The 16,368-nt window shown below is 71.2% G+C and carries 15 protein-coding genes and 3 riboswitches; of the genes, 7 read left to right on the forward strand and 8 right to left on the reverse strand.

Annotated elements, in window-relative coordinates; translation table 11 throughout:
• Window positions 1-61 precede the first annotated feature (61 nt).
• The 4 genes from O7624_RS21760 to O7624_RS21775 form a co-directional block, all read right to left on the reverse strand.
• On the reverse strand, window positions 62-775 hold the full coding sequence (locus O7624_RS21760) for a response regulator transcription factor (protein ID WP_282237065.1): 714 nt from the start codon (window positions 773-775) through the stop codon (window positions 62-64).
• Window positions 748-2,028 carry a hypothetical protein gene (locus O7624_RS21765; RefSeq protein ID WP_282237066.1) on the reverse strand — a complete coding sequence of 427 codons (1,281 nt, stop codon included), beginning with the start codon at window positions 2,026-2,028 and terminating at the stop codon, window positions 748-750. Before O7624_RS21765 ends, O7624_RS21760 begins: the two co-directional genes overlap by 28 nt.
• Window positions 2,018-3,196 carry an ATP-binding protein gene (locus O7624_RS21770; protein WP_282237067.1) on the reverse strand — a complete coding sequence of 393 codons (1,179 nt, stop codon included), beginning with the start codon at window positions 3,194-3,196 and terminating at the stop codon, window positions 2,018-2,020. The genes O7624_RS21765 and O7624_RS21770 overlap by 11 nt, the downstream gene beginning before the upstream one ends.
• Before the next feature lie 138 nt (window positions 3,197-3,334).
• Window positions 3,335-3,880, reverse strand: a complete 546-nt coding sequence (locus O7624_RS21775; protein ID WP_282237068.1) for an N-acetyltransferase — start codon at window positions 3,878-3,880, stop codon at window positions 3,335-3,337.
• A gap of 264 nt (window positions 3,881-4,144) precedes the next feature.
• On the opposite strand from O7624_RS21775, the gene O7624_RS21780 reads away from it, so the two are divergent.
• The gene (locus tag O7624_RS21780; protein WP_282237069.1) at window positions 4,145-5,653 is read left to right on the forward strand and encodes a PQQ-dependent sugar dehydrogenase; all 1,509 of its coding nucleotides are present in this window, start codon (window positions 4,145-4,147) and stop codon (window positions 5,651-5,653) included.
• A gap of 160 nt (window positions 5,654-5,813) precedes the next feature.
• Entirely contained in the window at window positions 5,814-6,587 is a 774-nt protein-coding gene (locus O7624_RS21785) for an HAD family hydrolase (RefSeq protein WP_282237070.1), read from the forward strand.
• A 117-nt stretch (window positions 6,588-6,704) separates the two neighbouring features.
• On the opposite strand, the gene O7624_RS21790 is transcribed toward O7624_RS21785, so the two are convergent.
• Window positions 6,705-7,070, reverse strand: coding sequence for a hypothetical protein (locus O7624_RS21790; RefSeq protein ID WP_282237071.1), 366 nt, complete (start codon window positions 7,068-7,070; stop codon window positions 6,705-6,707).
• Window positions 7,071-7,935: 865 nt separating this feature from the next.
• Here O7624_RS21790 and O7624_RS21795 point away from each other — a divergent pair.
• The gene (locus O7624_RS21795; protein WP_282237072.1) at window positions 7,936-9,060 is read left to right on the forward strand and encodes a PepSY domain-containing protein; all 1,125 of its coding nucleotides are present in this window, start codon (window positions 7,936-7,938) and stop codon (window positions 9,058-9,060) included.
• Between the two features lie 140 nt (window positions 9,061-9,200).
• Here O7624_RS21795 and O7624_RS21800 read toward each other — a convergent pair whose 3' ends face one another.
• Window positions 9,201-9,758 (reverse strand): XRE family transcriptional regulator, encoded by a 558-nt coding sequence (locus O7624_RS21800; protein WP_282237073.1) that lies wholly within the window; start codon window positions 9,756-9,758, stop codon window positions 9,201-9,203.
• A gap of 76 nt (window positions 9,759-9,834) precedes the next feature.
• Between O7624_RS21800 and O7624_RS21805 the strand changes: the two genes are divergently transcribed.
• Window positions 9,835-11,457, forward strand: coding sequence for an FAD-dependent oxidoreductase (locus O7624_RS21805; protein WP_282237074.1), 1,623 nt, complete (start codon window positions 9,835-9,837; stop codon window positions 11,455-11,457).
• Window positions 11,458-11,473: 16 nt separating this feature from the next.
• Here O7624_RS21805 and O7624_RS21810 read toward each other — a convergent pair whose 3' ends face one another.
• Both O7624_RS21810 and O7624_RS21815 read right to left on the reverse strand, forming a co-directional pair.
• On the reverse strand, window positions 11,474-11,665 hold the full coding sequence (locus O7624_RS21810) for a LysE family transporter (RefSeq protein WP_282237075.1): 192 nt from the start codon (window positions 11,663-11,665) through the stop codon (window positions 11,474-11,476).
• A 30-nt stretch (window positions 11,666-11,695) separates the two neighbouring features.
• Entirely contained in the window at window positions 11,696-12,208 is a 513-nt protein-coding gene (locus O7624_RS21815) for an acyl-CoA thioesterase (protein WP_282240704.1), read from the reverse strand.
• 120 nt (window positions 12,209-12,328) lie between these two features.
• A riboswitch (cobalamin riboswitch) is annotated at window positions 12,329-12,527 on the reverse strand.
• 193 nt (window positions 12,528-12,720) lie between these two features.
• Window positions 12,721-12,885: riboswitch (cobalamin riboswitch) on the forward strand.
• Between the two features lie 97 nt (window positions 12,886-12,982).
• Between O7624_RS21815 and O7624_RS21820 the strand changes: the two genes are divergently transcribed.
• From O7624_RS21820 to O7624_RS21830, 3 genes are all read left to right on the forward strand, one after another.
• Window positions 12,983-14,026: a prenyltransferase/squalene oxidase repeat-containing protein gene (locus tag O7624_RS21820; RefSeq protein ID WP_282237076.1), complete on the forward strand. Its 1,044-nt coding sequence runs from the start codon at window positions 12,983-12,985 to the stop codon at window positions 14,024-14,026.
• 30 nt (window positions 14,027-14,056) lie between these two features.
• Complete coding sequence (locus tag O7624_RS21825) at window positions 14,057-14,551, forward strand: hypothetical protein (RefSeq protein ID WP_348774960.1); 495 nt, start codon at window positions 14,057-14,059, stop codon at window positions 14,549-14,551.
• A 99-nt stretch (window positions 14,552-14,650) separates the two neighbouring features.
• Window positions 14,651-14,767, forward strand: a riboswitch (cobalamin riboswitch).
• A 130-nt stretch (window positions 14,768-14,897) separates the two neighbouring features.
• Complete coding sequence (locus O7624_RS21830) at window positions 14,898-16,355, forward strand: prenyltransferase/squalene oxidase repeat-containing protein (protein ID WP_282237078.1); 1,458 nt, start codon at window positions 14,898-14,900, stop codon at window positions 16,353-16,355.
• Window positions 16,356-16,368: the final 13 nt, after the last annotated feature.

Below are 16,368 nucleotides of genomic sequence, written 5' to 3' on the forward strand. Positions count from 1 at the left end.
CGGTGCGGACGGCATCTACCCACGAGCCTCGCCCAGGCGTCCGCCGCTGTCATGACGCCCGTTAGGGGGTCGGCTGATCGGTCGACGCACGCGACCGGTAGATACCAATTTCCTCTGGTCGGACGAGTCCGTCCTCAATCGCCCGGGCGAGCAGCGCCGCCTTCGTGGCGGCCGGTCGGCCCGCCCGCGTGTACTTGATCCTCGCCCGGTCGACGTACTGCTTCACGGTGTGCTCGCTGATTCGCATCCGCCGGGCCACCGAAGCCTTCGACATCGACTGGAACCACAGCAGCAGCGCCTCACGTTCCTTGTCGGACAGCACCGGGCGGTCCGGCCGCGGATCGCCGACCATCGCGCCGGCCAGCGCCGGCCCGACGTACGGTCGGTCGCTCGCCGCATCGAGCACCGTCGTCACACAGTGCTCCCGCCCCTCGTGCTTGGCCAGGAAAGCCACCGCCCCGGCGTCCAACGCGGCCAGCATGGTGGCCGGGTCGGAGTGCTCGGAGTAGACCACCACGCGTCGCCCGGCGGAGCTGAGCTGGGCCAACTTGTCCAGCACCAGCCGGCCGTGCAACCGCAGGTCGAGGAGGACCACGTCGGCCTGCGGTGCCGCTCGCAGAACCTCGTCCGGATCGTCGCCGGTGGCCAGCACGGTCAACCGGGGCTCGGTGGCCAACCAGGCGCGCACCCCGTCGATGACAACCGGGTGGTCGTCCACGATAGCCACACCGACAGGCCGCCCCGGCGTCACCGGTGCCAGCGCGTCTGCGTCCATCTGATCTTCCCGTCCCGTTCGTAGAGGTGCTCCACCTGCCCGTCGTCGTCCTCCGGCGGATGCCCGGTGGTGTCCGGGCCCTCCCGGTCGGGTGTGACGAGACTGACCACCACCTCGTCGGGGCCGGAGACCACGGTCAACCGGGCCCAGTCCTGTGCGTCCGCGAGGCCGGCGGTGAGCGGATCCGCCAGGCTGCGGCGAATCCGCACCGGCAACGGTGGCGGTGTACCAATTGTGACCAGGTCGATCGGGAGGCCGTTGCGCTCGGCCAGATCGGCAGCGGCCCGCAACTCGTGCAGCAGGGGGTGGGGCACGTCGTCGGACTCGGCGATCAGGCGACGCAACTGGGCGGCGGCCCGTACACAGCGGCGCTGCACCTCCGGGTCGGCCGGATCGACCCGTCCCTCGGCCAACTCGGTAAGCACCTCGCTGGCGGCGCGACCGACCAGATTCAGCCGCTCGCCCCGCTCGTGCCGGGCCCGTTCGGCGGCTTCCCGCTCGGCCACCATCGCGTTCGTGGTCGCCGCCGTGGCGGCGCGCTGTCGGGACAGCGCGGCAAGCACCGCCGCACCGGCGAAGACCGCCACCGGCAGCGACGACGTGCCGTAGAGGGCCATCGTGGCCCGGGCCAGGTCGGCGGCGCCCGTCGCACCGTGCAGCACGACGGCGGTCAGCGCGGTGGCCGCGTGCGCGGCCAGCAGTACCAGCAGCCGGCGCACCGGCCGCCCCCAGAGCACCACCAGGAAGAACCAGGCAAGGGTGCCCCACACCCAGTTCGCCGGGCTGAACAGATGTGCCCGGCCCACCGTGGCGAAGACCGCCACGTCGACTGCCAGCAGCAGGCCGGCCAGCGGCGCCGCCGGCAGCGGGGTGTCGTGTAGCAGCCGGATCCCGGCGATCACGCCGAGCGCCGCGACGAGTAACCAGCCCCCCAGCACCACCCCGGGCACGGCCAGCGTCGACCGGGCGGCGAGCACCGCGGGCAGCCCGATGGCCAGGTGCCAGACCAGCGCGATGGTGACCGCGACGATCCGGGCGCCCCGGTCGGAGGTGCGGGCCACCGCGGCGGCGGCCCGCACCGCACCGACCTCGTCGGACGCCGGCCCGGCCACGGGCTTCGGCACCGGGCCTGGCCGGGGCTGCTGCGGCAGGAACGCCGTACGGGCGACGGTGCCTTCGGCGTACATGGTCGTGCCGGCTCGGAACCCCGTCGCGCTCGCCCCCGGGTCCGTCGACAGCCGCTCAGCCGACATCGGACCACTCCAGCCGGATCCGGGTGCCCCGACCGGGCGCGGAGTCGACGTCGGCACGCCCGCCGATCGTCGCCATCCGGCCGTGTACCGACTCGCGCAGACCGTACCGGTGCGCCGGCACGGTGGCCGGGTCGAAACCGGGACCGTCGTCGATCACCTCGACCGTGACGGTGCCGGCGTACCGCCGCAGTCGCAGTGTCGCCCGTGCGCCGGGGGCATGGTTCACCACATTGGCCAGCGCGGCGTGCGCGCTTTCCGCGACGGCCTCCGCGACAGGTGCGGCCACCGTGCACGGTGGCAGGTCGGTGGCGACCGGCAGGCCGGGCAGCCGGGCGATCACGGCCCGGAGACGCTCGTCCAGTCGGGCGGTCACGTCGTGCGGCACCGCGCGCGCCTCCGCCAGAGCGGCGAGGGTACGCAGGTCGGCGGCACACCGCTCGCGCAGCGCGGTGGAGGACCTGTCCACCGCGCCCTGCCCCACCATGGTGAGCGTCGCCAGCACGGTGTCATGCAGGTCGCGGTTCTGCCGTCGTTCCGCCTCGCGCGCGATCCGGGCGACCGTGGCGTCCCGGGCGGCCCGCTGAGCGGCCACGAAGGCGGTGTCCGCCCGGGTGATGCGGCGGCGCATCACCGCGGTCATCATCGCCGTACAGGCGGTCTGGGCGAGCAGGGTGGCCGCGTGCGCCCTGGCCTCGGTCGAGTTCCCGGCCGTGTGCGCACCCGTCGCGTACGCCGCGGTGACCAGCAGCCCGGCCGGAATCGACAGGCGGGCCGGGGCGGTCGCCTGAGCGTTGATCACGGTGGTGCTGGCCAGTACCGCGATCCAACTGGCCTCACCAGGCAGCACCTCGGGTGCGACCAGGACCGGAATCGCCAGGCACGCGGCGCTGGTGAGCGCCACGTCGACGGCGACGAGTGGCGTGCCGACGCCGTCCCGCCAGGCGTGCAGCGCGTACCAGAGCGACCAGCCGGTCAGCGCCGCCACGGCGGGTAGCAGCAGCTCCGGACGTACCGGCGGGGTACGCACGGCGAGCGCCACCACGAGGCAGAACAGGCCGCAGGAGAGCCGCAGCAGCGCCGGCAGTCGGGTGAAGATGAACGCGAACGCGCTGGCGGCCGGACGGTCCACCGTGGCAGGTGACGTGATCGGGTTGGGCAGGGCCGACATCGGGAAGGCGTCCTTTGCGACAAACGACCCGATCCGGGTCCGCGCTGCGGAGATCGACGCCGGAGAATAACACACGGCAGTGGAGTCGATGACCGTGGGTTACGTCGAGGTCGACCCTTGGTCGCCTGTCCGTCACGCTCAGCCGCTGACGCCCTCGCGTAGCCCGACGCAGTCCTGCTGCCAGAACGTGGCCGAGTAGACGAACGTCCCGGTCATCCACGGCTCGTACCCGGAGAGCCTGACCACCTGGAAGGCGGGTGTCGGAATGCGCAGCGACGGCCGACGGAAGCCCAGCTCGCCGGCGGCGGCGAAGCCGAGGCGGGCGTAGTACCCGGGATCGCCCTCCAGGAAGACCGCCGGCACGCCCCGCTCGTCGAGCAGGCGCAGCCCGTGTCTGATCAGAGCGCCACCGATGCCGCGCCGCTGCCGGCCGGGCGTGACCGCGACCGGGCTGAGCACCTGCACCGGTACGAGTTGACGCGGAGCGTCGAGCAGGCTGCGGGTGAACATCACGTGCCCCACGACCTCGTCGTCCTCCTCGGCGACCAGGCTGAGGGCTTCCGGGTCGTCGTTCCGCAGCGCCCGCACCAGCGCCGCCACCACCTCCCCATGGTCACCGAAGGCGCTCCGGTGCAGCTCGTGGACGGCATCGTGATCGGATACCAGTTCGTCGCGTAGGTGCATGGCGGTGACCGTACGGCCGGCGTCGCGGCCCAGGCCAGTGATATCCGCGGAGGCACTGTCAACGTGGCGGTTCAGCCTGATTCGTGGGGTCGAGTCGGAACGTCGGGTGATTGGCCGGGTCGGGCAGGTCGTCCAGGAGACGTCGGACCTGGCCCTTGCCCATCGGTCCCGGTATGCGGCGTCGGCCGTGGTCGGCGACGCCCTTTTCCGGGCGAGTGCGAAGCGACATGCTAATTTACGGATATCGATACTTTAGGGGGTGGCATGAAGATCCGACTCGCGGTCGGGGCCGTACTCACCGCCGGTCTGGTCGTCGGCAGCGTCGGCCTCGCCGGCCTGGCCGGCGCGGTCCCGAGCGCCGAACGTCCGTCCGGTGCCCGCAACGACGCGCCACCCGCGCTGCTCGCCGTCGGCGACTTCGATTTCTCCCGGCCCGAGACGGTGGCCACCGGTCTCCAGGTGCCGTGGGGGATGGACTTCCTGCCCGACGGCAGCGCCCTGGTCGCCCAGCGACCCACCGGGCAGGTGGTGCGGGTCCGGCCCGGTCAGCCGACGGAACCCGTGGTCACCATCTCCGGTGTGACTCCGGTCAGCGAGGGCGGCCTGCTCGGCCTGGCCGTGTCGCCGACCTACGCTCAGGACGGCTGGATCTACGTCTACTTCACCACCGCGAGCGACAACCGGATAGCCCGGTTCCGGCTCACCGCACCGCAGACCCAGCAGCCGATCCTCACCGGGCTGAACCGCGCGGCCATTCACAACGGGGGTCGGATCGCGTTCGGACCCGACGGGATGCTCTACGTCGGCGTCGGCGACGCCGGACAAACCGCCTCAGCACAGGACCCGCAGAGCCGCAACGGAAAGGTCCTGCGCATCCGGCCCGACGGTACCGTCCCGTCGGACAACCCGATCGCCGGATCGCCGGTCTACAGCCTCGGCCACCGTCACGTGCAGGGACTGGCCTGGGATGCCCAGGGCAGGCTGTACGCCACCGAGTTCGGTCAGAACACCTGGGACGAGATCAACCTGATCGTCGCCGGTGGCAACTACGGTTGGCCCACCGTGGAGGGGAGGGCGAACGATCCCCGTTTCCGGGATCCGCTGCTCACCTGGACCCCTGCGGAGGCGTCACCGAGCGGTGCGACCATCGCCGGGAACCGGCTCTTCGTGGCCAGCCTGCGCGGCAACCGCCTGTGGAACGTGCCGCTGAACGGGTCCGGCGGCGTCGGCACCCCCACCGCCGAACTGGCGGGCAGCTACGGGCGGCTGCGCACCGTCGAGTACGGCCCGGACGGGTGGCTCTGGGTAACCACCAGCAACCGGGACGGCCGCGGCACCCCGGCCGCCACCGACGACCGGATCCTCCGCTTCCCGCCCCGCGACGCCACCACACCGCCTCCCACCACACCGCCGCCGACCACGCCGCCTCCCACCACCCCGCCGCCGACCGTCGGGCCGGCGGCCTGCACGGTGAGCTGGACGGCCAACCAGTGGAACACCGGCTTCACCGCGGACGTCCGGGTCACCAACCGCGGCGCCGCCCTGACCAGCTGGACCGTGACCTGGTCGTTCAGCGGCAACCAGCAGGTCACCAACGCATGGAACGCGCAGGTCACGCAGTCCGGAAGGAACGTGACCGCGCGCAACGCCGCCTGGAACGGCAGCCTGCCGACCAACGGCACGGTGAGCTTTGGTTTCCAGGCCACCTACACCGGCACCAACGACCGCCCCACCGACTTCCGTCTCAACGGCGCCCCCTGCCAAACCAGCTGACCACGCCATCCGAGGCCGCGCCTGGTGCCAGATCGAGCCAATCTTGGAAAGTTCCCGTTCTCCGGGCGAACGGGAACTTTCCAAGATTGGCAGTGACGCAGGCGGGACGGGTGATCCTCCCTGTCCGGCCGGCACAGTCGAGGTGCGTCAGGATGGGGGGATGCTGCGACCACCTCGCGCGATCCTGTTGGACTTCGGCGGTGTCCTGGCCGACGCTCCACGGCAGCCACCGGCACCACCGGAGCTGGTGCGCCGGCTGTTCGACCTGGTGGGCGGTGCCGTGTCGGCTGAGCAGATCGCCACCGACCTGACCGAGGGCGGTCGGGCCTACGCGCGGTGGCGCGACGAAGTCGGCAACTCCGACGATCCGATCGAGCTGCCACACGCGCAGGTGTGGGCAGACTTCGTCACCGTTACCTGGCCCGAAGCTGCCCGCACGGCGGTCCAGGAGGCGGCGACCCCACTGGCGTACGCGTGGGCGTGGCGACCGGAGTGGCAGGTCCGTCCCGGCATCCCGGAGGCGCTGCGAGCCGCGGCCGGGGCAGGTCTGCCGATGGCGGTGGTCAGCAACGCGCTCTGTGGGGCGGCGCATCGGGACTTCCTCGCCGCTGCCGGGCTGTCCGACCTGTTCGTGGCCGAGTTCTACAGTGACGAAGCCGGGCTCCGCAAGCCCAACCCCCGCCTGGCCTGGCTGGCAGCGGACGCTGTCGGCGTACCGATCGGCGACTGCTGGTTCGTCGGCGACAGCGTGCACCGCGACGTGGCCTGCGCTCGTCGGGCTGGTGCAGGTGCCGCGATCCTGATGCGCTCACCTCGCACCGACCGCGAGCCGTCCCGCCCCGACCTGCGGCCGGACGCCCACACCGAGGACGGCCACGGCCTACTCGCGCTCCTGAGCCGAGGCGGCTCCTCGCCCGAGGAAGACCTGCCCTAGCGTGCCGGTGGCTCCGCCCGCCGTGGTCATCCTCGGGCCGAGCCACCGGCAGCATCCAGCGTTACGACCGGCATCTCGCTGGAGATCGTCGGTCGTGGTGTATCTGTGCGGTAGTGACTACCAGTTCGGTGGCAGGTAGTTGCTCTTCGTAACCCCGCGGTTCTTGGTGATGCGGTAGTTGGACCCGCAGTTCGCCTTGGAGTACCCCCCGATACCCACACCGTTGCCGTAAGCGTGCTTCTTGTTGCCTGTGCTCACGTGCTTGCACTCGGTCCAGGCACGGTAGAAGCCGGTGCCACCCCGACACATGACCCCGTAGGTGGCGGTCCCGGGGGTGCCGTTGCAGTTCGTCGGCAGCGCCTGCGCTGGTGAGGCGGTGACCGCGACAACACCGAGGGTCGAAGTGAGCGCAAGGGTCAGGGTGACCGCTACCCGTTTGGCGGTACCGACCCTGCTTCCCGTCCCGTTATGGCTTGCTCGCACGTTGTTTCCCCCTTTGCCGGTCGGCCGGTTCCGACTTCGGCCTTCGTCGGTAGCTCTGGCGGTGCAGCATTCGCGCCGGCACGCCCGCTGAATCGAAAACCATCACTTTCGGGCGCGCCGAGATCCGCGGACTCGGCAACGCTCCCTTGTGGACGACTTCGCGGTCCACCGCCAGCGCAACCCTTTCAGCAAGCGGGCTAAAAGATCAAGTGCCGTGGACGTACCGACTTCAACCGAGGGAGTGCCAGGTCGACGTTGATCCTGGTTGTGGAGGCGGGTCACGGGCTGCCCGGGTGAGCCAACCTTCGGCCAGCCCGATGGTGCGGCGGTGGCTACCCCGGTTCGCGGCACCGGTGAAGGCGTAGCCGAACCCGGCGGTGGCAACGAGCCGCTCGACGACTCCGCCACCGCTGTATCGTCTGCGCGCCCGGCAGGATTCGAACCTGCGGCCTTGGGATTAGAAGTTGAACTCGACTCGTGATGCCAGGTGCCCGGCAGTCCGCAGGGGTACCTATCCGTCCAGTTAGATACCCCTGCGGATGCCAGACCATAGTGTTCGATAGCGCCGGATGCTGGACCGTCCGGGCTCACACCGGGCTCACTGGTGGCTTCTAGTGGAAAGCCCGTAACTTTCCGGGGGCGATGAGGGTGCCGAGCCGGGTCAGCTTCTGCCAACTCTGCCTTCTAATCTAAGTTGCCACCCCTGGTAGGGGGCGATGAGGACACCAACGCCGAGCATCTGTGCGCCGACGTCAACAACTAGTTGCGACCCCTGGTAGGGGCGATGTCGGAGTACGGGGCCGGGTGTACAGGCAGGTACGCCAGAGCGTACAGAGATCCACGTCCCTGAAGAGCCCCGTGGAACGTGCCCAACTGGTCCAGGACGAACAGCGGCGCGGTGATCCTCAACGACGGCAGCACCACGAACGTCTACGTGAACCCCTACACCTCCGAGGTCACCGGTGCGCTCAGCCAGGACCAGCTCGTCTCCACCTGGGCGGAGCGCATCCACGGTGACCTGCTCATCGGCGACGGTGGCGTAGGAGACCGGATCGTCGAGCTCGGCGCCTCGTGGGGGATCGTGCTGACGATCACCGGGTTCATCATCTTCTTCCTCGGCCGGAAGGCCCGCAGCGGCGCCCAGGCCAAGGGCAGACGCGGTGCCCGGGTCCGTGGCTGGCACGCCATCGTCGGGCTCCCCGTCGGGCTCGGCGTCCTGCTGCTCCTCGTCTCCGGCCTGCCGTGGACCGGCTTCTGGGGCGCCAAAGCGTCGGAACTCGCGGCGCACGGCAACATCTCGCTCTGGGGTGAGGATCCCGGTGCCGAGTCCACCATCCGGCAGCAGATCGAGAACAGCGACGGCCAGTCGGCGCCCGCCGGATGGGCCTCCGGCAACGCGCCGCAGGGCACCAGCACCGGCGCCGGCACACCGATCTCGATCGACAGGGCCGTCGCTACGGCGCAGGCACAGGGCGCTCCCGGGCCGTACCTGATCATGTATCCCGAAGGCGAAAAAGGCGTGTTCAGCGTGATGAGCAGCCAGTGGTACAACGTCGGCAACCCCGCCGAGTCCGACGTCACCCAGGAGACGACGGTCCACGTCGACCAGTACAGCGGCGAGAAGGTCGGCCAGTACAGCTATGCCGACTACAGCGCCATGGCCAAGGTCGTGTCCCACGGGATCGCCCTGCACGAGGGACGGCGTCTCGGCGTCGCGAACGAGATCCTGTCCACGCTGTTCTGCCTCGCCGTGATCTTCATGTGCGTCACCGGGCCGATGATGTGGTGGACCCGCCGCGGCACTGCCTCCGGGATGGCCGCTCCCCGCGGGAAACTTCCGATCTGGGGCAGCTGGCTCCTGGTCGCCGCGATGGCCGTCCTCGGCGTGTTCCTGCCCCTGTTCGGTCTGTCGCTGCTGGTGATCCTCGCGCTGGACCAGCTCCTGATTCGCCGGGTGCCGGCACTCAGGAGTTTCTTCGGCACGGTGTGAACCTCGGAGACGGCCGGGTCGACGTGGCCGCCGCACCGACCGGGGCGAGACGTCGGTCGGTGCGGCGGCCCACGAGATCGCCGCGTTGGCGATGCCGCGTGATCGGTGTGGTCCTGCCGGTCTTCACCCTGGCCTAACGCTCACTGGTGCAGGTGTGCGCGCTGCCCCTCGCGGTCGAAGACCATGACCAGCTCGGCCGGCTCGTCGAGTGCTGTCATCGAGTGGGGCGTCATCGTCGAGAACTCGGCTGCCTCGCCCTTTTCGACCTCGATCTGCCGTTCGCCGAGCCACAGCAGCACTCTGCCTTCGAGTACCAGGAACCAGTCGTAGCCCGGATGGACCCGCTGGGTCGGCATCGTCGCCTCGGGCTCCAGGCGGATCTTCATCGCCATGGTGCGCCCGTCGACGCGGTTCAGCGGCCACGTGGTGCGCGAGCCCGAACGGTGCTGCACGGGGCGGATCACCACGTCCTCGTCGCTGGTTGCCTCGAAGAGGACGTCGAGGCTGACCTGTAGCGCGTTGGCCAAGGGCACGAGCACGTCGAGGCTGAGCGTCCGATTGCCCGTCTCGACCCGGCTTATCGTCGACGGGCTGAGGTTGGTGCGTTCGGCGAGCTGGTCCAGGGAGTAGCCGAGCGTGGTGCGGATGCTTCGTAGCCGGGTGCGCGCCAGCCGCTCTACGTCGCTGCGGTCGTTCATCTCTCCAGCATGAGGATGTCTTGCGAATCCCGCAAGCCGCCTTTCAGAAGCCGCCAGGTGTTCCTACGCTTGGCGGATGACAGATCATGCCCATGGGGCCTCCGACCACACACCGCACCAGAGCATCGTCCGCCGGTGCGACGTCGCCGTCATCGGCGGATCGGCGGCGGGTCTGGCGGCCGCGCTACAGCTCGCTCGTCAGCGGCGCTCGGTCATCGTCGTCGACGACGGCACGCCGCGGAACGCGCCGGCCGCGCACATGCACGGCTACCTCGGGCGCGAGGGCACCCCGCCCGAGGCGATGCGGGCCATCGGGCGCGAGGAGGTCCGTAGCTATGGTGGCAACGTCCTCACCGGCCGTGTCCTGGCGGTGCGGAAGGAGGACGACGGGTTCCACCTCGCACTCTCGGGCGGGCACGGCCTCGTCGCTCGCCGGGTACTGGCCGCGACCGGCATCGTCGATGAGCTTCCCGAGATCGAGGGCCTCGCTGAGCGTTGGGGTGCTCAGGTGTTCAACTGTCCTTTCTGCCATGGCTGGGAGGTCCGCGACCTGCGGGTCGTGCAGATCGTCACGACGCCGATGGGACTGCACCCGACCCAGCTGATGCGGCACCTGACCGACCAGTTGACCGTGGTGCTGCATGATGCCACGGGGATCGACCCGGCCGCGGTGCAGACCCTCGTCGCCTCCGGGGTCCCGGTCGTCGAGAGTGCGGTGCGCCGGCTAGCCGACGCCGACCCTGACGGGTCACTCGCCGTCGAGCTCGCCGACGGCCGCAGCCTGCCGGCCGACGCGATCCTCACCGGCGCCCGGTTCCGTCCCCGGGTCGAGATGCTCGCCGGGCTGGGTATCGACACCACGGCCCACGCCAGCGGACTCGGCGACCTCGTCGCGGTCGACGCCACCGGACGTACCAGCGTGGCGGGCGTCTTCGCCGCCGGGAACCTGACGGACCCGAGCGCCCAGGTCCTACAGGCCGCGGCGAACGGTAGCTGGATCGGCGCTCAGATCGCCTTCAGCCTCGCGGCCGAGGACACCACGGCGGGTGCTCGCCCGTCCGGCGTCGCGATCGAGTGGGACAGCCGCTACGGGGATCAGGAACGCATGTGGAGCGCCAACCCGAACGGCACACTCATGGCGGAGGCGACGGACCTGCCCGCAGGGCGGGCGCTCGACGTCGGCGCGGGTGAAGGAGCCGACGCCCTGTGGCTGGCCGAACGGGGCTGGCAGGTGACCGCCTCCGACGTCTCCAGCAGGGCACTGGAACGCATCCGGGCCGAAGCGGACCGTCGCGGACTCGACGTTCGTACGCTGCACCGCGACGCCAACGACCCCGCCGCCTTCGCGGGCGAGACCTACGACCTGGTGTCCCTGCAGTACGGTTCGTTCCAGCGCACCCCCGAGCAGCGCGGACTGCGTAACCTGCTCGACGCCGTGGCCGTCGGTGGGACGCTGCTCGTCGTCGGCCACGACCTGACGCCGCTCCAGCAGCCGTCGGATCCCGCCGAGCAGACCCGCATGTACGACCCCCAGGCGTACGTCGGCATCGACGAGATCGCCGCCGAGATCACGGCCTCGGGTAACTGGCGCATCGACGTGCACGAAACCCGGTCGCGCCCCCCGGGAGCGATCAGCACACACCACGTCAGCGACGTCGTACTGCGCGCCGTCCGACTGGACCACCGCAAGGAGTTGTAAGGCCACGCCGAAGGGGTCAGCCGGCGGCCAGTCGTAGTCCGAGCGCGACGAACGCGACGGCGCAGACCTGGTTGACGCGCCGTGACCAGCGGCCGTCAGTTGTCCGTCGGGCGAGGCGTCCGGCGCCCGTGCCGAGGGCGATGTCGACGGTGACCTGCACTTGTATGAAAACGGCGCCGAGCAGAGCCAGTTGTGCGGTGGGGGTCACGCGAGGGCTGCCGTGGAGAGTCCGAGCATCTCAGGACTCCTCGGTGCCGTCGAGCAGGGCACGGCGCAGGGTCAGTCGGTGTTCGCGGCGGATCTGTGCCTCGCGGTAGCGGCGCCGGTCGCCGTCGGTCTGGGGTAGCAGCGGCGGCACCGGGCGGGGGTGGCCGTTGTCGTCGACGGCGACCATGACGAGGTGGGCGGTGGCCACGTCGGTCGGTGGTACGGCGCGGTCCCACCGGTCGGCGGTGACCTTGACGGTGACCTCCATGGAGCTGCGTCCGGCCCAGGTGATGCGGGCGTCGACGTGTACGACGTCGCCGACGCGGACCGCGCGGAGGAAGGCGGTCTCGTCGATGGCGGCGGTGACGGCCGGGCCGTCGGAGTGCCGGGCGGCGACCACGCCGGCGACGGAGTCGATGAGGTTGAGAATGCGGCCGCCGTGGACCGTGCCCATCAGGTTGGTGTGATGCTGGTCCATGATCTGCGACAGGGTCAGGTGGGAGGCAGCCGGTGGTCGGCCGGCGAGAGTTGTCGTGTCGTGCACGGGGCGTCCGTCCTCGGGAAGCAGGCAGGCCACCGACCCGCCAGCGCGCACGTCGAGGAACACGCCGTCACGGCGCGTCACCCGCCCGACCCGCCCGCGAGGTCGACGGCAGCGCACACACCTTGTGTACGCAGCGCGGGCAGGTCTTCGGACTCGTGGGCGCCACCGGACTCGGCCGGTCTCCTACTGGCCGTCGCTTCCCGGGCCTTGCGGCCCAGTGCGTGGTGACGGCTGTCGTTCCCACTCACCGCTGCGGGGCAGTCCCGGACTTTCACCGGGTTCCCTCTTACGACGCCCCACCAGCAACGGCCGGGCGAACCAGCGCCGTCGGTCACCCTATCCCGACCCGGCCGCTCAGCGGGGCGGCCTGGTGCTCGCTGTGAGCTGTCTCCCTCGGCGGTCCACCTGTGCCGGTGGCCGGTTCAGGGGGAGCGGGATGTGCTGGAGCGAGAGCGAGAGCGAGACCGTGGCCACGCCGCGAAGCGGCTACCCATGGTGCACGTACGGTCGCTGATTGACAGTGGCCGTGCGGCGAACGAGACTGGCGCGACAACTGAACAACCGCGTGTGCGTGCGGGGGAAGTCCGGTCGAAGTCCGGCGCTGGCCCGCAACGGTAGGCCGCCGGGAGCATCCCTGGCGGCGAGCCCGATCACCTGCCGTACTCGCGAGTCTCTGCTCCCCACCCGTCGTGGCCCACGGGTCGGAGGCCGGCCCGCCGCAGCATCACGGCGGGCCGGGTCTCGACGACCGCCGGGCCGGAAAGGCGCCAACCGATGGTCGTTCGCCTGGGCCGGCACCGCCTGCTCGCCCTGCTCTGCGGGATACTCGCCGCCCTCACTGTCAGCACATCCACGATCGCCGCACCCGCACAGGCCGGTGCCGTCCGGACGGATGCCGCCGCCGGATGGTTGGCCCGACAGTTGGTCGACGGGGAACGTTTCGAGGTCGTCTTCGACGGGGTCGCGTACCCGGACCAGGGGTTGACCCTGGACGCGGTCTTCGCGTTCGCCGCCGCAGGTGTCGCCGACGACTTCGGCGCTCGGGCGTTGGCCTGGGTGACCCGGCGGGACGTCCGCGACGGGTACATCGGCGACGGTGCCACCGAGGCGTACGCGGGCGCGACCGCCAAGCTCGCTCTCGCCGTCGCGGTTCGCGGCGGTGATCCGACCGACGTCGGCGGTGTGGATCTCATTGCCCGGCTGCGGTCGCTCCAGGACCCGGCTGGCCGGTTCACCGACCGGTCGGCGTGGGGTGACTTCAGCAACGCGTTCAGTCAGTCCTTCGCGATCCTCGCGCTGGACCGGACCGCGCAGGGCGCGCCGGCGGTCGCCGCCGGTTGGCTGGCCGGCACCCGGTGCCCGGACGGCGGCTTTCCGCTGGTGCCGGAGCAGCCGGTCTGTGTCTCCGACGTGGACGCCACCGCCGTCGCGGTGCAGGCGTTGCGGGCCGCGGGCCGCCCGGCTGACGCCGCCGCGGGACTGCGCTGGCTGGTCTCGGTGCAACGCACCGACGGCGGGTTCACCAACGCCGGTGGGGTCGCGAACGCCAACAGCACCGGGTTGGCGGCCCAGGCGTTGCGCGACGGCGGCCGGCCGCTGGCCTGGCTCCGGGCCCGCGTGTTCCTGGCCGATCTTCAGGTCGGGTGTGCCGCCCCGGTCGCCGACCGGGGCGCTGTCGACTTCGACGGTGGTGTCTTCGATCCCGGCACCGCCCCCCGCGCCACCGCCCAGGCTGTTCTCGGCCTGGCCGGCACCGGATTCGCCCGGCTCTCCACCGTCACCGCGACCACCGGCGCACCCACCCTGCCCTGCCGCTGACCGGCCGCAGATTCCGTCCCACCAGAAGGAGTGCTCATGTCCCAGGTCTACGATCCTGTCCGCCGGTGGCTGGCGAGCATCGCGGTGGCGGCTGTCGTCGCCGTCGGGTTGATCGCTGTCGAACCGTCTCCCCGAGCCGCGCAGGCTGCGGCGTGCACCGGGACGACCGGGGTCACGGTGGTGGTCGACTACGGTTCACTCGGCGGCGGCGTGCAGGTGGCGTGCGCCCTCGGTGACCCGGCCACGGGGCTGGCCGCCCTGCAGGGCGCCGGCTTCACGGTGACCGGCACGCAGCGGTGGGGGTTGGCCTTCGTCTGCCGGATCAACGGGAAGCCGACCGCCGCGACCGAACCCTGCATCAACACGCCGCCGGCCAGCGCGTACTGGTCGTACTGGCACGCCTCGGGCAGCGGAGCCGCCTGGACGTACAGCACGTTGGGGGCGACCAGCTACAACCCGGCTCCTGGCACGGTCGAGGGATGGTCCTTCGGCGCCGGCGCGGCACCTAGCATCAGCGCACCCTGACCTGCGTGTAGCCGACACGGGCCGTGGACTGCCGGGTGTCGTCCGCCACCCTGGCGCCGAAAGGCGACCGGGCGGTACGGTGGCGACACCCGGCGCGCCGGGTACCCAACTGAATACGTCCCGTACGGGGGGAAGTCGGTAGAGCCGACGCTGACCCGCAACCGTGAGCGAGACCTGTCTCGCGAGCCGGAATGCCCCGTACAGGACGAGCGGCTTCCACTGTCGAGGTCTACAGGGTGGAGTCCGGGTAACCGAGGTACGGCAACTCGTCGCGGCCACGCGAGCGGATGCCGCCCACCGGTGCCTTCCGGAGCTTTCACCGACCGCTCTGCGAAAGGCACCCCTCATGCGTACGTTCCCGCTCCGGCACGTCGCCGCCGGTCTCGGCGTCGCCACCGCCACAGCGCTCACCATCGTCGCGGCCACCCCCTTCGGCGTGGCCGCCGCGCCGTCGCCGACCCACACCGCCGCCGCTCGCGACGCCGCGACCTGGCTCGCCGGGGAGTACGTCGACGGCGTCCTGCCCGGCCCGTTCACTCCCGAGGACTGGGGGTTGAGTATCGATGGTGTGATCGCGCTCGCCGCCACCGGAGTGGCCAGCTCGACTCGGCAGGCGGCGACGGCGCAGATCGCCGCGCACGTCCGGTCCTACAACAGCTACGACGACTGGGGCATCGAGGGTTTCACCGACGGCGGTGCCACCGCGAAACTGCTCTACGTCGCCTCCGCTGCCGGTGCCGATCCTACCGACTTCGGCGGCTGGGACCTCCGTGCCGAAACCGTGGCCCTGATCGCTGCGGCCGACACCGATCACCAGCACGGCCGAATCACCAGCCGGACCACCGAGGCCACCGGCCCGGACCCCAGCAACACCTTCGATCAGTCCTTCGCCGTGCTGGGTCTGGCCCGCAGCGGCGGCGCACCGCAGGAAACCGTGAACTTCCTCGTCCGGCAGCAGTGCACGGCCGGCGGCTTCCGGCTCTATCCCGACGCCGACGGCGCGCCGTCGCCGTCCTGCGACACCCAGGCCAACGCCACCCTCGACGTCGACTCCACCGCCATGGCCGTGCAGGCACTGCTCGCGACCGACGCCGCAGGTGCGGACGAGGCCGCTCAGCGCGGCGCGGACTGGCTGGTGGCCCAGCAACGCGCCGACGGATCGTTCGGCGGGTCGGGCCCGACCAGCGGCCCGAACTCCAACAGCACCGGCCTGGCCGGGCAGGCCCTGGCCGCGGCCGGGCGCGACGCCGAAGCGGCACGGGCCGCCGAATCCCTGGCCGCGCTGCAGCTCACCACCGCCAACGGTGGTGCCGCTGCGGCCGATGCCGGCGCCATCGCCTACGCCAGCGACGCGTTGACCGAGGCGGTCGCCGACGGCATCGCCGACACCTTCCGGGACCAGTGGCGCCGCGCCACCGCCCAGGCGCTACTCGGGTTGGCCCAGGTTCCGCTGAGCCGGATCGGCCTCGACGTACCGCCCTCCGGCGAGCCCACCCCATCGGTCACCGTGCCACCCACGCCGACCGCCTCATCCAGCCCGACCGGCTCACCGTCGCCGTCCGCGTCGCCCACGCCGACCACCTCGCTCACCAGCAGCCCGACACCGAGCGCCTCCCCGAGCAGCACGCCTTCCGTGCCCACCACCGCGCCGACTCCCGCTCCCTCCGTCACCAGTCCCGCCGCCGGCGGATCGGGCCGGCTACCAACCACCGGCGCGGCGATCGGCGGGTACGTGCTCATCGCCCTGCTGCTGCTCGGTGGGGGACTAGTGCTGCTGCTGCTCGGCCGTCGGCGGGCCACGTGAGCACCCGGGCGAC

Origin of the sequence: Verrucosispora sp. WMMD1129, from assembly GCF_029581255.1 — a bacterium.
GTDB lineage: Bacteria > Actinomycetota > Actinomycetes > Mycobacteriales > Micromonosporaceae > Micromonospora > Micromonospora sediminimaris.